Origin of the sequence: Pseudomonas sp. Ag1 (assembly GCF_000278565.1) — a bacterium.
Taxonomy (GTDB): domain Bacteria; phylum Pseudomonadota; class Gammaproteobacteria; order Pseudomonadales; family Pseudomonadaceae; genus Aquipseudomonas.
Window position 1 is genome coordinate 90,907 of sequence record NZ_AKVH01000101.1, and the last position, 14,054, is coordinate 104,960.

Sequence of the window (14,054 nt, forward strand, 5' to 3'; positions counted from 1 at the left end):
CCGATAACAATCGAGTTTATTGTTACAAGCCTTCCTCCAGAACCTTCGCCAGCATGTCGACGAAGAAATCCACACTGTGCCGTGAGGTGACCATCGGCGGCTTGATCTTGAGGATGTTCAGGTAGTCGCCGGTGGGCTGCATGAAGATCCCCAGTTCCCGCAGCCGGTCACACAGCAGCGCGGTCTCTTCGGTGGCCGGTTCCAGGGTCTGTCGATCGCGGACCAATTCCAGCCCCAGGTAAAACCCGGAACCATGCACCGCGCCCACCAATGGATACTGCTCGACCAGCGCCTCCAACCGCGCCTTGAAGTGTCCGCCCACCTCCTGGGCGTTTTCCCACAGCTTTTCTTCCTCCATCACATCCAGCACCGCCATGCCGATCCGGCAACTCACCGGGCTGCCTCCCGATGAGGAGAAGAAGTAACCCTCGGCCTCCAGCGCCTCGGCGATTTCCCGGCGGGTGATCACCGCGCCCAACGGCTGGCCATTGCCCATGCCCTTGGCCATGGTGATGATGTCCGGCACCACGCCCTGCTCTTCAAAGCCCCAGAAGAAATGCCCCATGCGGCCGTAGCCCACCTGCACTTCGTCGGCGATGCACACGCCGCCCTGCTCACGAACCAGCGCGTACACCTGCTGCAAATATCCCGGCGGCAAGGAAATCCCGCCGGCATTGCCATACACCGGCTCGCAAATGAAACCCGCCAGCTGGCGATTCTGCGCGGCGATTTTCGCCAGGTTGTGTTCCACGCTGCGTACGTAGTCGGGGGCGCTGTCCTGCCCGCGAAACTCGCCGCGATAGGTATTCGGCGCGGTCACCGGGTGCACCCAGTCCGGGCGGCTGCTCAAGGCCTGGGGGTTGTCGGCAATCGAGGTCGACACCGCATCCGCCGCCACCGACCAGCCGTGGTACGCCTCCAGCACGCTGAGCATGTCGCGCCCGCCGCTGTAGGCCCAGGCCAGGCGAATCGCCAGGTCGTTGGCCTCGGTGCCGCTGTTGACCAGAAACACCCGGTCCATGGAGTCCGGCGCCAGCGCCAGCAAACGCTCGGAGAGTTCGGCAATCGCCGCATAGTGGAAGCGCGAGTTGGTGTTGAGCAGCGACCATTGCCGCGCCGCCACCTCGGCCATGCGCGGGTGACCGTGGCCGAGGACGGCGACGTTGTTGAGCATGTCGAGGTAGGAACGGCCCTGCATGTCGATCAAATGGTTGCGCCAGCCGCGCTCGATGCGCGGCGGGTCGACGTAATAGTGCTTCTGCGAGCGGGCGAAGCTGGCGTCCCGACGCGCCAGCAGGGCTTCGGGGTCCAGCTCCGGCTCGGCGTCGCAGGCCAGCCCCAGCAAGGTAGCCGGGGATGGGCACAACGTTTGCCATGCCGGCGCCCGGGAAGGCGTGCAGAACAGCGGCGGCTCAAGCTCGGCGCGGCACAGTTGTACTGTCAGCGGCGCGACCACGTCGCCGATTACCTGGCCTTTTACCACTGCGGCGCCGTGCTTCAACAAGGCGTTCACGCCCCACAACCGAACACTCAACTGGGCGCTATGCAGGCTCAGCAGGCCGTCGGCGCCATGGCGCAAGGTGCCGGCGAACGGTGCTTCCACCGTGGCGCCCAAGGGCATGTGCAGTTCTACGTGAAGCGCGAAGGTGTCGGGCTCGACGGCACTGTCGGGTTGGGTGCGGGACAGACGGTATTGACCATAACGACTGGCTGCCAGGCCATGGACCACGGCCGCTTGTTCCAGCAATCGGCGATCAATGCCCTCCTGCTCCCAGTTACCGGCCTCGAAATGCGGGCTGAGCACGCCCAGATCGATCAACGCGAATTCACGCCCAACGAGCCCCGGCAACAAAGGCGCGAAGCCTTCACCGACAATCGGCGGCAATTCGGCACCGACGCAGTTCAGGATCGCCGCCTCCATCAATTCAAAGGGCACCGAGGTGGCTACGTGGAAAATTTCCCACTCATGCTCGGCATTCTTCAACAGGTACGCGTTATCCGGGTCCAGGCGTTGCTGCTGTTCGCTGCTCAGCACCAACACCGCGGCCCGCGCGACGATCAGCGGCCATAGCACCTGCAACTCTTCGCGCTGCAACGGCGTGATCCGGTGGCACGCCTGGATCGCCGGCAGGATCGCGAACGGATCACCCTCGGCATGATGCAGCAGCGCCGCGCAGGTCACCGACAGGTCGGCAATGCGCCAGGTGCGCACCAGGTCGCCAAAATCGATCACGCCTTCAATCTGCCAATGCCGCTGGGCATCGCGCTGCCAGACCACGTTGTCATCGGTGATGTCCATGTGCACGGCTTGCCAGGGCAAGCGGTCGGCCAACGGCCGCAGACGCTGCCCGACCTGCTCCACCACGCGCTCCAGCCCGGCCCGATGCGGGAGGTTTTCGAGGGTCGACAGCAAATGAGTGATCAGCTCAAGGGCATGGCGTGGGTCCCATTGCAGGGTACGTTCCAGGCCCGGATGCTCGAAGTCGGCCAGCGCCTGGCTCATCCGCCCGCAGAGTTCGCCGAAGCCTGCGATCACCTCGCGACCCAGATGGGGCAGATGGGTCAGCGGCTGGCCGTCGATGTAGTCCAGCAACCGCAGGTGCACGGTTTGCCCGGCGACGGTCTCGGTCAGCAGTTCTTCGCCAGCAAGCGACGAGATCACCTTGGGCACCCGTACATCCGAATGTTCCTGCAGATGCTTGAGGGCTGCGTGCTGGGCCTGCAACTCGACGGCGGCGTAGTCGCCCCGGCAGATTTTCAGCACAAAACGGCCACGCTCGCTGTCGATACGGTAGTTGAGGTCTTGCTGGCTGCCGAGGGACCGCAACGCCCCACCCAGGCCGTAATGCTGCTCAAGTAGCTGCGTCGCAGGCACAGGCCCGACTTGCGGGCATGGCAGGCTGGCGCGATGAATCAACGTGGCGAGCAACATGTGAAGACCCCTGGCTTTTTTATCAGGCGCTTATATCGCCATTGTTGACGGGGGTTACGCAACCCCCAGTCCCGCGCAGTGCCGTCAATCTGACTGTGGCCCCTTGCACCACCTGGCTCCACAACTCAAGCTATGCTCCATTCGCTTAATGTCTGTCTAAGGAAAAGGGCCTCCGACATGCGCATTCTCATCACCGGCGGCGCCGGATTCATCGGCTCCGCTCTGATCCGGCACCTGATTCAACACACCGGGCACGAAGTGCTCAACCTGGACAAATTGACCTACGCCGGCAATCTTGAGTCGCTGGCCAGCATCGCGAGCAACAGCCGCTACGAGTTCGTCCAGGCCGATATCATCGATCAGGCCACCGTCAGCGCCGTACTGGCGCGCTTTGAGCCCCACGCGATCATGCACCTGGCGGCCGAGTCTCATGTGGACCGTTCAATCGACGGCCCGTCGGATTTTATCCAGACCAATATCGTCGGCACCTACAGCCTGCTGGAGGCCGCACGCGGTTATTGGCAGAAGCTGGAAGAACCGGCCAAGAGTGCCTTCCGCTTCCACCACATCTCCACCGATGAAGTGTATGGCGACCTGCACGGCGTCGATGACCTGTTCACCGAAACCACGCCCTACGCCCCAAGCTCGCCGTACTCGGCCAGCAAGGCCGCGTCCGATCACCTGGTACGCGCCTGGCAGCGCACTTACGGCCTGCCGGTGCTGTTGACCAATTGCTCGAACAACTACGGGCCGTTCCACTTTCCCGAGAAGCTGATTCCGCTGGTGATCCTCAACGCCCTCGCAGGTAAACCATTGCCGGTGTACGGCGACGGCCTGCAAGTGCGCGACTGGCTGTTCGTCGAAGACCACGCCCGCGCGCTGTTCAAAGTGGTGACTGAAGGTGTGGTAGGCGAGACCTACAACATCGGCGGCCATAACGAGCAGAAGAATATCGACGTGGTGCGCAGCATCTGCGGCCTGCTGGAAGAACTGGCACCACAACGCCCGGCGGGCGTGGAGAAATTCACTGACCTGATCACTTTCGTCAAGGATCGCCCGGGCCACGACCAGCGCTATGCGATCGACGCCAGCAAGATCGAACGCGAGCTGGGCTGGGTTCCGCAGGAAACCTTTGAAACCGGCCTGCGCAAAACCGTGCAGTGGTACCTCGATAACCTGGAATGGTGCCGCAGGGTCCAGGACGGTAGTTATCAAGGCGAACGACTGGGCAACACCGACTTTAAGGATCTGATCGCATGATGAAGGGAATCGTACTGGCCGGTGGCTCCGGCACGCGTTTGCACCCCATTACCCTGGGCGTTTCCAAGCAACTGTTGCCGGTGTATGACAAGCCGATGATCTACTACCCGATCTCGGTGCTGATGCTGGCCGGGATCAAGGAAATCCTGGTGATCTCCACCCCGGTAGACCTGCCGCAATACCGCAACCTGTTGGGCGATGGCAGCCAGTTTGGCGTGCGTTTTACCTACGCCGAACAACCGTCGCCGGACGGCCTGGCCCAGGCGTTTTTGATTGGCGAAGAGTTTATCGGCGATGACCCGGTATGCCTGATCCTGGGCGACAACATCTTCCACGGCCAGCACTTCGGCGAACAACTGCGCACTGCTGCCGAACGCCCATCTGGCGCCACGGTATTCGGTTACTGGGTCAAGGACCCGGAGCGTTTCGGCGTAATCGACTTCGACAGCCAGGGCCGCGCGCTGTCCATCGAGGAAAAACCAGCCAAGCCAAAGTCGAGCTACGCGGTGACCGGCCTGTATTTCTACGACAACGACGTGATCAGGATCGCCAAGGCAGTCAAGCCATCGCCACGGGGCGAGCTGGAGATCACCGACGTCAACAACGCCTACCTCAATCGTGGCGACCTGCACGTGGAGCGCTTCGGCCGTGGTTTCGCCTGGCTCGACACCGGCACCCACGACAGCCTGCTGGAGGCCTCGACGTATGTGCAGACCATCGAGCACCGCCAGGGTTTGAAAGTGGCGTGCCTGGAAGAAATCGCCTACGAGAACGGCTGGATCGACCGTGACCACTTGCTGGAGCGGGCCAAGTACTTCGGCAAGACCGGCTACGGCCAATACCTGTATTCACTGGCCGGGGAGCAAAAATGAAGGTCACCGACACGTCGTTGCCAGGCGTATTGATCATCGAACCGAAAGTGTTCGGTGACGAGCGCGGCTTTTTCTACGAAAGCTTCAACGCCCGCGCCTTCGAAGAGGCCACCGGGCTCAAGCGTGATTTCGTGCAGGACAACCACTCGCGCTCGCAAAAAGGCGTGCTGCGCGGCCTGCATTACCAGCTCGAACATACCCAGGGCAAACTGGTGCGCGTCATCGCCGGCGAAGTGCTGGATGTGGCCGTCGACATCCGCCGCAGCTCGCCCAACTTCGGGCAATGGGTGGGCGTGCGGCTTAGCGCCGATAACCATCGCCAGTTGTGGGTACCGGAAGGTTTCGCCCACGGCTTTGTGGTGCTGAGCGACTACGCCGAGTTCCTCTACAAGACCACCGATTACTACCAGCCGAGCGCCGAGCGTTGCATCCTCTGGAACGACCCGACGCTGGCCATCGACTGGGAACTGACGGAGACGCCGCAACTGTCCGCCAAGGACCAGGCCGGGAAAAGCCTGCAAGAGGCCGACCTGTTCCCATGAAAATCCTTATCAGCGGCCAACATGGCCAAGTCTCCCGGGAGTTGCAACAACGTCTCCAGGGCCTGGGCGAGTTGATCGTGCTGGGCCGCGACCAGCTTGACCTGGCCCGTCCCGAGCAGGTCCGCGACCAGGTACGCGCCCATCGCCCCGGCCTGATCATCAACGCAGCCGCCCATACGGCCGTCGATCAAGCCGAGAGCGAGCCGGACGTGGCCTTCGCCATCAACGCCACCGCGCCCGGGATTTTCGCCGAGGAAGCCAAGGCACTGGGCATTCCGCTGATTCACTATTCCACCGACTACGTGTTCGACGGCAGCAAGGCCGCGCCCTACAACGAGGACGACGCAACCAACCCGCTGGGCGTCTATGGCGCAAGCAAGCTGGCGGGCGAACAGGCGATCGCGGCCATCGGCGGTGAACACCTGATCCTGCGCACCAGCTGGGTCTACTCGACCCACGGCAAGAACTTCCTGCTGACCATGCAACGCCTGCTGCAGGAAAAACCGCAGATGCGCATCGTCGCCGACCAGATCGGCGCGCCGACCTGGGCCGGGACCATCGCCAACAGCACCCGTGCACTGATCGAGCGCTGGCAGGCGGGCCAGGCCGGGGATTGGGGTGTCTACCACCTGACGGCCCAGGGCGAGACCTCGTGGTTCGGCTTTGCCCAGGCCATCGGCGAGCAACTACGGGCCAACGGTCGTGCCTGCGCCGAGCTGGAAGCGATTCCCTCCAGCGCCTATCCAACGCCGGCCAGGCGCCCGCTGAACTCGCGCCTCGATTGCAGCCGCCTGCAACAGCAATGGCATGTCTCGCAACCGCAGTGGCATGACGCATTGCGCGAGTGTCTTGCCGAGCAGCACTAGGCATAATGCGCCTGTACCCACAGGCGCACGACTCCCATGACTCCACCCCTTCCGCGAAGACCCCGCTGGCGCAGCCTGGCATTGCTGGCGCTATGCCTGGCACCGCTGTTGTGGCCGCTGGAGCACTTGGCCGAGCGTTATTACCGCAACGAACTGGCCGGCCAGAACCGCCAGACGCTGGACCTGTACGTCGCCAACCTGCTGGGCACCCTGCACCGCTACGAAGTGTTGCCGCAAATCCTCGGTGACCTGCCGGCCCTGCGCACCGCCATCGACGCGCCTCACGTCAGCACCAACCTGGTCAACGCCAACCACCTGCTCAAGGACGTCGCCGCCCAGGCCGGGGTGGAAGTGATGTACCTGATGGACACCACCGGCAAGACCCTCGCCGCGTCCAACTGGGACAAGCAGGACAGCTTCGTCGGGCGTAATTTTTCCTTTCGCCCCTACTTCAGCGAAGCCATGGCCGGGCGCCTCGGGCGCTTCTTCGGCCTGGGCACCACCTCGGCCAAACGCGGTTACTTCTTCGCCGCCGCTGTGCGAGATGGTGACAAGATCATCGGCGTGCTGGTGGTGAAGGTCGACCTGGACCACACCGAAAGCCTGTGGGGCAACACCCCCGAACAACTGCTGGTCACCGACCACAACGGCGTGGTGATCCTGACCTCGCGCCCGCAATGGCGCTTTCGTGCCACCCGGCCGCTGACGGATGAAGAACGCCGCGCCATCATCGCCATCCAGCCCTATCCGACCCGCGACCCGCAGCCGCTGAGCCTCAGCCCGACGGCGTGGGTGCGCCAATCCACCGACATCGCCGAAACCGGCTGGAAAGTCGAGATTCTCGCGCCGCGCACCTTGATCAGCCGCCCGGTGCGCACCGTGGTCGCGGTGGGTGGCGCCGCCTTGCTGGTGCTGATGCTGTTGCTCGGGCTGATGATGCAGCGCCGCCGTCACTACCTTGAACGCATCGCCTTCGAAGCCAAGGCCCGTCGCGAGCTGGAGATGCGCGTGATCGAGCGGACCAGCGACCTGGAAGGCCTCAACCGGCGCCTGAAACAGGAAGTGCTGGAGCGTGAACATGCCCAGCAGGAACTGGTGCGCGCCCAGGACGACCTGGTGCAGGCCGGCAAGTTGTCGGCGCTGGGCACCATGTCGGCGAGTATCAGCCATGAACTCAACCAGCCGTTGGCGGCGATTCGCAGCTACGCGGAAAACGCCGGGATTTTGCTCGACCATGAGCGCACCGACGACGCCCGTGGCAACCTCAAGCTGATCAGCGAGTTGACCGGGCGCATGGCCTCGATCATCGCCCACTTGCGCGCCTTCGCCCGGCGCGACCGGCATGCGCCGGAAAGCGTGGCCCTGCAACCGGCCCTGGACGATGCCCTGGCGCTGCTGGCCAAGCGGCGGCGGGCAATGGAAGTGGAACTGATCCGCGACCTGCCCGAGGCCACCTTGTGGGTGGCGGCCGGCGAAACCCGCCTGCGCCAGGTGCTGGGCAACCTGTTGGCCAACGCTCTGGACGCCCTGACCGAAAAAGGCCCGCCGCGCAAACTCTGGCTGAGTGCCCAAACCACCGAACAGGGCGTCAACCTGTACATTCGCGACAACGGCCCGGGTTTCTGCATGGAAGCCCTGGGCCGCGCCAGCGAGCCCTTCTACACCACCAAGACCCGCACCCAGGGCCTGGGGTTGGGCCTGGCGATCTGCGACACCCTGATGCGCGCCTTTGGCGGTGAACTGTTGTTCGCCAACCACAAGGAAGGCGGCGCACTGTTAACCTTGAAACTGCGCGCCGGAGCACCGGGTGTCAGTCTGCAACCGTCCGAGGACCGCAGTGTATGACTATCGATAACCAGATTCAGGTGGTGTTGATCGACGATGATCCACACCTGCGTCAGGCCCTCTGCCAGACCCTGGACCTGGCCGGGCTGAAAGTCCTGACCCTCGGCGAAGCCCAGGGCCTGACCGCGCGCCTGTCCCGGGATTGGCCGGGGGTTGTGGTGAGCGACATCCGCATGCCCGGCATGGACGGCCTGGAACTGTTGAAGGAACTCCACGCCCAGGACCCGGAGCTGCCGGTACTGCTGATCACCGGCCACGGCGACGTGCCACTGGCGGTGCAGGCGATGCGCACCGGCGCCTATGACTTCCTGGAAAAACCCTTCGCCAGCGACGCCCTGCTCGACAGCGTGCGCCGCGCCCTGGCCCTGCGCCGCCTGGTGCTGGACAACCGCAGCCTGCGCCTGGCCCTGAGCGACCGTCAGCAATTGAGTACGCGCCTGGTGGGCCACTCCCCGCAAATGCTGCGCCTGCGCGAGCAGATTGGCGCGCTGGCGGCGACCAAGGCTGATGTGCTGATCCTCGGTGAAACCGGTGCCGGCAAGGAAGTGGTAGCGCGTGCGCTGCACGATCTGTCGAACCGCCGCAGCGGCCCGTTTGTGGCGATCAACGCCGGCGCCCTGGCCGAGTCGGTGGTGGAAAGCGAGTTGTTCGGGCATGAGCCCGGGGCCTTTACCGGCGCCCAGAAGCGGCGCATCGGCAAATTCGAATTCGCCAACGGCGGCACGCTGTTTCTCGACGAAATCGAAAGCATGAGCCTGGATGTGCAGGTCAAGCTGCTGCGGCTGTTGCAGGAGCGTGTGGTGGAGCGTCTGGGGGGCAACCAACTGATCCCGCTGGATATCCGCATCATCGCCGCCACCAAGGAAGACCTGCGCCAGTCCGCCGACCAGGGGCGCTTCCGGGCGGACTTGTATTACCGCCTCAACGTTGCGCCGCTGCGCATTCCACCGCTGCGCGAACGGGGTGAGGATGCGCTGATGCTGTTCCAGCACTTTGCCGACGAAGCCAGCACGCGCCACGGGCTACCGATGAAAGAGCTGCAACCGGGCCAGCGCGCGCTGTTGTTGCGTCACAGCTGGCCGGGCAATGTGCGCGAGCTGCAAAACGCCGCCGAGCGTTTTGCCCTTGGCCTTGAACTGGCGCTGGACAGCACCTCGGACAGCCCTTCAGCCAGCGTCCTGACCAGCACCCCCGGGGGGTTGAGCGAACAAGTCGAGCAGTTTGAAAAAAGCCTGATCGCCGCCGAACTGGCGCGCACCCACAATTCCATGCGCAGCCTCGCCGAGGCATTGGGCATGCCGCGTAAAACCCTGCACGACAAACTGCGCAAGCACGGGCTGAACTTCGCTGACAGCGGCAACAGTCACGCTGACGACGAATGACCCTTTTCCCCCTGCCACGAGGCCACCATGAGTCGCGATAGCCGTTACCTGGAATCGATCCTTCACCACGACATTCCCCTGACCCGGGAAATGGGCCTCAAGGTTATCGACTGGCAGGACCGGCAGCTGCAACTGCGCTTGCCGCTGGACGCCAACATCAACCACAAGAGCACCATGTTTGGCGGCAGCCTGTATTGCGGCGCCGTGCTGGCAGGTTGGGGCTGGCTGCATTTGCAGTTGCGCGAGGAAGGGATTGAAGACGGGCACATCGTGATTCAGGAAGGGCAGATCAGTTATCCGCTGCCGGTGACCACCGATGCGACGGCGATTTGCCAGGCACCTGATGACAAGGTGTGGAAGCGATTCGTCGCCACCTACAAGCGTTATGGCCGGGCGCGCTTGGCGCTGGAGACGTGGATCGTCAACGAGGGCAGTGAAGAGCGGGCCGTGGCCTTTACCGGGCAGTACGTCCTGCACACATAACAAATGTGGGAGCGGGCTTGCTCGCGAAAGCGGTGGATCAGCCAATACATCTGGTGACTGACACACTGCCTTCGCGAGCAAGCCCGCTCCCACATTTTTGATCGGCGCTGTGCTTAAGACCGGGCCAGGGTCAGCAACCGCTCACGCCACTCCGCTTTAGCCGGCAATGCCAGGAAGAACGGGTTCAACAACGACGCCCGCGCCGGGTAACTGAACGGCTGCCCATCCAGCTCCAGCACTTCCCCACCCGCCCCTTCCAGCACCCCTTGCGCGGCCGCCGTGTCCCACTGCGAGGTGGGCGCCAGGCGCGGGTAGCAATCGGCGCTGCCCTCAGCCAACAGGCAAAACTTCAAAGAACTGCCGATATTGGCCAGCTTCAGCTCGCCCAATCCGGCACTCAAGCCAGCGAGCAAGCGATCCTGTTCAGGGCTCGTATGGCGACGACTGGCAACCACGGTAAATGCTTCACCGCTCGCCGGGGTCTGGCGCACCTGGATTTGCTTGGGCGCAGCACCTACATCGGAACGCCAGGCACCCAGCCCGGCCCCCCCGAAGTAGCACCGACCGCTGGTAGGCATCGACACCACACCGAACACCACGCGGCCTTTTTCGATCAGCGCGATGTTGACGGTGAACTCCTCGCTGCCGGAGATGAATTCCTTGGTGCCATCCAGCGGGTCCACCAGCCACCAGCGCTGCCAACCGGCGCGCACGCTCTGGTCAATGTCCGCGTCTTCCTCCGAGAGCACCGGAATGCTCGGGTCCAACGCAGTCAGCCCGGCGAGGATCAAGTGATGGGCAGCCAAGTCGGCGGCAGTGACCGGTGAATCATCGGTCTTGGTGGTGACGGCAACATCGGCGCGCCAATACGGCAGGATGACCTCGCCAGCCTGGCGGGCCAATTCGATCGCGGGGGCAATAAACGGGTGACCCAGGAACAGTTCGCTCATGGCTGGAACGCTCCACGTTGAGTCAACAGGTCGCGTACCAGGTACAGCGCGGCCAATGCGCGGCCCTCGCTGAACTGCTCGTTCTGCGCCAACTGCGAGAGCTCCCGCAGGTTGACCCGGTCGACGCGCATCGGCTCCGGCTCGTCGCCTTCGAGGCGCTCTTCATACAGTTCGGTGGCCAGCACCACCTGGATTTTCTGGCTCATGTAGCCGGGGGACAGCGACAGCTCGGTGATGTGCTCCAACTGGCGGGCGCCGAAACCGGCTTCTTCCTTGAGCTCACGGTCGGCTGCCGCCAACACGTCTTCGCCCGGTTCGATCAGGCCCTTGGGCAGTGACAGTTCATACTCGTCGGTGCCGCCGCAATATTCTTCGATCAGCAACGCATGGTCCGAGTCGATCATCGCCACGATCATCACCGCGCCATATCCGGCACCCCTGCCCACCAGGCGCTCGTAGGTCCGCTCCACGCCATTGGAAAAGCGCAATTGCACTTCCTCCACGCGGAACAAACGGCTACTGGCGACTATTTCGCGGGCGAGGACGGTGGGTTTCTGGCGCATGAGCGGCTCCTTGGCGTGATCGGGTTACTATACCGTGGCTTTTCCGATTGTCTGTGTCGGATATCTTTTCTTACATGAGTGTTCTTTATGCCTCCATTGCCCTGGCACGCCATCGACACCGTCCTGCTGGACATGGACGGCACCTTGCTCGACCTGCACTTCGACAACCATTTCTGGATGGAGCACCTGCCCCAGCGCTATGCCGAGTTGCATGGTGTGAGCCGGGCCATGGCCGAGATGGAGCTGCAGCCGCTGTTCGAGCGTAACGCCGGACAGTTGCAATGGTATTGCCTGGATTTCTGGAGCGCCGAACTCAAGATCCCGGTGCGCGAGCTCAAGCTTGAAACCGCACACCTGATTGCCTTGCGCCCGGATGCCGATACCTTCCTGGCGGCGATCAAACAAGCGGGTAAGCGGGTGATCCTGATCACCAATGCCCATCGGGATTCGCTGTCGTTGAAGCTGGAACGCATCGAGTTGGCGCCTTATTTCGAGCGACTGATCAGCTCCCATGACTATGGTTTCGCCAAGGAAAACCCGCAGTTCTGGGACGCCCTGCACGCCGACATCGCCTTCGACCCGGCCCGCAGCCTGTTTATCGACGATACCTTGCCGATCCTGCGCAGCGCCCGGGATTTTGGCGTGGGGCACTTGCTGGCGGTGAAGGAACCGGACAGCCGGAAGGGGCCCAAGGACACGGCGGAGTTTGCAGCGGTTGGGGATTACCGGGACTTGATCGTAGGTTTGTAACAACACTGAAGGTCCAATGTGGGAGCGGGCTTGCTCGCGAATACGGTGTGTCAGCCACTGAATATATTGACTGATCCACCGCTTTCGCGAGCAAGCCCGCTCCCACATTGGGTCCGCGGATTACTCAGGAATACGCAGCGTCTGCCCTGGGTAGATTTTGTCCGGATGGGACAGCAGCGGCTTGTTGGCTTCGAAGATTTTGTTGTACTGGTTGGCGTTGCCATACACCGCCAGCGAAATAGCGCTCAGGGTGTCGCCCTTTTTCACCACGACAAAGCGGGCCGCCGCGACAGCAGGACCGGAAACGGTGATCTGGTCATCAACACTCGCAACGCCGGCGATGTTGCCCAGCGCCAGCAATATCTTCTCTTTCTCTTCCTGGCTGGCGACTTCACCTGTCACGGTCACCTTGTCACCGTCGACGGTGGTTTGCACATTGGGGTTACCCAATCCAACCTTGGCCACGTGCTCTTTTAACTGCTCGCTCGCGTTGGCATTACCCGGTGTCAACAGGTCAATCAACTTCTCGCCTGCTTCCTTAACAAAGCTTAAAAGACTCATGGTGCGCTCTCCTTGGGATTTAATTTCCAGATGCCAAAGACTAGACCAGTCCTACAGAATTGGGTTCCAGCCTGACCAAAGACCCAAACACGCTAGAATCCCACCGCATTGGAATAAGCCCGGAGCGAAGATGGACATCAAACAGCTGAAATTCCTCATCGCCCTCGACGAAACCCGTCACTTCGGCCAGGCGGCGGCGCGCTGCCATATCACCCAGCCGACCCTGTCGATGCGCCTGCGCAGCCTGGAGGAAGAGCTGCAGTTGCCGCTGGTCAATCGCGGGCAGCGCTTCGAAGGCTTTACCGCCCCCGGCGAACGCGTGCTGGCCTGGGCACGCACGGTGCTGGCGGCCTATGACGGCTTGCAGGCCGAGGCCGCTGCGTGTCGCGGCAACCTGGTAGGCACGTTGCGCCTGGGGGTGGTGCCGTTGTCGAGCTTCGATCCGCTGGCGTTGATGCAGAAGCTGCACAAGGAACACCCCAGCCTGCGCTTTGAGTTGTCCGCGTTAAGCTCCGAGCAAATCCTTGAACAACTTGCCAGCAACCGCCTGGACCTCGGTGTGTCGTACCTCGAGCGCCTGGACGCCGAACGTTTCGACTCCCTGGCCCTGGGCGAAACCCGCATGGGCCTGCTGTACGACCAACGGTTCTTCAGCTTCGGCGACAAGCCCCTGAGTTGGGAGGCGCTGATCGAACTGCCCTTGGGCATGCTCACCAGCGGCATGCACTTTCGCCAGTCCATCGACCACAATTTCCACAGCCGTGGCCTCAACCCGCAGCCACTGTTGCAGACCGATGCCGTCCATCAATTGTTACAAGCGGTGCACGGCGGCCTGTGTTGCGCGGTGATGCCACTGGACGGCGGCCTCGACGCCCTCACCGAGCACCTGCGCCTGCAACCAATTGAAGACGCTCACACTTTGGCTCGCCTGGGGTTGATCATGCGCCGCAGTGCACCCCGTTCGGCCTTGGCGGAAGCGTGTTTTGCGCTGTACCAGAAATCGCTGATCGAGACTTGATCGACGGCATCTATCGGTAGATCAGTACTG

13 protein-coding genes are annotated in these 14,054 nt (G+C 62.8%); 9 read left to right on the forward strand and 4 right to left on the reverse strand.

What is annotated here, in order from left to right; genetic code table 11:
• Nucleotides 1-22 precede the first annotated feature (22 nt).
• Entirely contained in the window at nt 23-2,932 is a 2,910-nt protein-coding gene (locus tag A462_RS14450; RefSeq protein ID WP_008435740.1) for an aminotransferase, read from the reverse strand.
• A gap of 177 nt (nt 2,933-3,109) precedes the next feature.
• Here A462_RS14450 and rfbB point away from each other — a divergent pair, with 177 nt between their 5' ends.
• Genes rfbB through A462_RS14415 form a run of 7 tightly spaced genes read left to right on the forward strand, consistent with a single transcriptional unit; the run spans nt 3,110 to nt 10,182 of the window.
• Complete coding sequence (gene rfbB / locus A462_RS14445; RefSeq protein ID WP_008435746.1) at nt 3,110-4,192, forward strand: dTDP-glucose 4,6-dehydratase; 1,083 nt, start codon at nt 3,110-3,112, stop codon at nt 4,190-4,192.
• Entirely contained in the window at nt 4,189-5,064 is an 876-nt protein-coding gene (rfbA, locus tag A462_RS14440; protein ID WP_032899443.1) for a glucose-1-phosphate thymidylyltransferase RfbA, read from the forward strand. Before rfbB ends, rfbA begins: the two co-directional genes overlap by 4 nt.
• Nucleotides 5,061-5,606, forward strand: coding sequence for a dTDP-4-dehydrorhamnose 3,5-epimerase (gene rfbC, locus A462_RS14435; RefSeq protein WP_008435750.1), 546 nt, complete (start codon nt 5,061-5,063; stop codon nt 5,604-5,606). The genes rfbA and rfbC overlap by 4 nt, the downstream gene beginning before the upstream one ends.
• The gene (gene rfbD, locus A462_RS14430; protein WP_008435752.1) at nt 5,603-6,472 is read left to right on the forward strand and encodes a dTDP-4-dehydrorhamnose reductase; all 870 of its coding nucleotides are present in this window, start codon (nt 5,603-5,605) and stop codon (nt 6,470-6,472) included. The genes rfbC and rfbD overlap by 4 nt, the downstream gene beginning before the upstream one ends.
• 36 nt (nt 6,473-6,508) lie before the next feature.
• Nucleotides 6,509-8,317 carry a sensor histidine kinase gene (locus tag A462_RS14425; RefSeq protein ID WP_023659335.1) on the forward strand — a complete coding sequence of 603 codons (1,809 nt, stop codon included), beginning with the start codon at nt 6,509-6,511 and terminating at the stop codon, nt 8,315-8,317.
• Entirely contained in the window at nt 8,314-9,699 is a 1,386-nt protein-coding gene (locus tag A462_RS14420) for a sigma-54-dependent transcriptional regulator (protein WP_008435770.1), read from the forward strand. The genes A462_RS14425 and A462_RS14420 overlap by 4 nt, the downstream gene beginning before the upstream one ends.
• Before the next feature lie 27 nt (nt 9,700-9,726).
• Nucleotides 9,727-10,182, forward strand: coding sequence for a YiiD C-terminal domain-containing protein (locus tag A462_RS14415; protein ID WP_003213222.1), 456 nt, complete (start codon nt 9,727-9,729; stop codon nt 10,180-10,182).
• Between the two features lie 113 nt (nt 10,183-10,295).
• On the opposite strand, the gene cysQ is transcribed toward A462_RS14415, so the two are convergent.
• Entirely contained in the window at nt 10,296-11,132 is an 837-nt protein-coding gene (cysQ, locus tag A462_RS14410) for a 3'(2'),5'-bisphosphate nucleotidase CysQ (RefSeq protein ID WP_008435771.1), read from the reverse strand.
• Complete coding sequence (nudE, locus tag A462_RS14405; protein ID WP_003213218.1) at nt 11,129-11,695, reverse strand: ADP compounds hydrolase NudE; 567 nt, start codon at nt 11,693-11,695, stop codon at nt 11,129-11,131. Before nudE ends, cysQ begins: the two co-directional genes overlap by 4 nt.
• Before the next feature lie 87 nt (nt 11,696-11,782).
• Here nudE and yrfG point away from each other — a divergent pair, with 87 nt between their 5' ends.
• Entirely contained in the window at nt 11,783-12,445 is a 663-nt protein-coding gene (yrfG, locus tag A462_RS14400; RefSeq protein WP_003213217.1) for a GMP/IMP nucleotidase, read from the forward strand.
• Nucleotides 12,446-12,565: 120 nt separating this feature from the next.
• Here yrfG and lysM read toward each other — a convergent pair whose 3' ends face one another.
• Entirely contained in the window at nt 12,566-13,006 is a 441-nt protein-coding gene (lysM, locus tag A462_RS14395) for a peptidoglycan-binding protein LysM (protein WP_003213215.1), read from the reverse strand.
• 130 nt (nt 13,007-13,136) lie between these two features.
• Here lysM and A462_RS14390 point away from each other — a divergent pair, with 130 nt between their 5' ends.
• Complete coding sequence (locus A462_RS14390) at nt 13,137-14,024, forward strand: LysR family transcriptional regulator (protein ID WP_003213213.1); 888 nt, start codon at nt 13,137-13,139, stop codon at nt 14,022-14,024.
• Nucleotides 14,025-14,054: the final 30 nt, after the last annotated feature.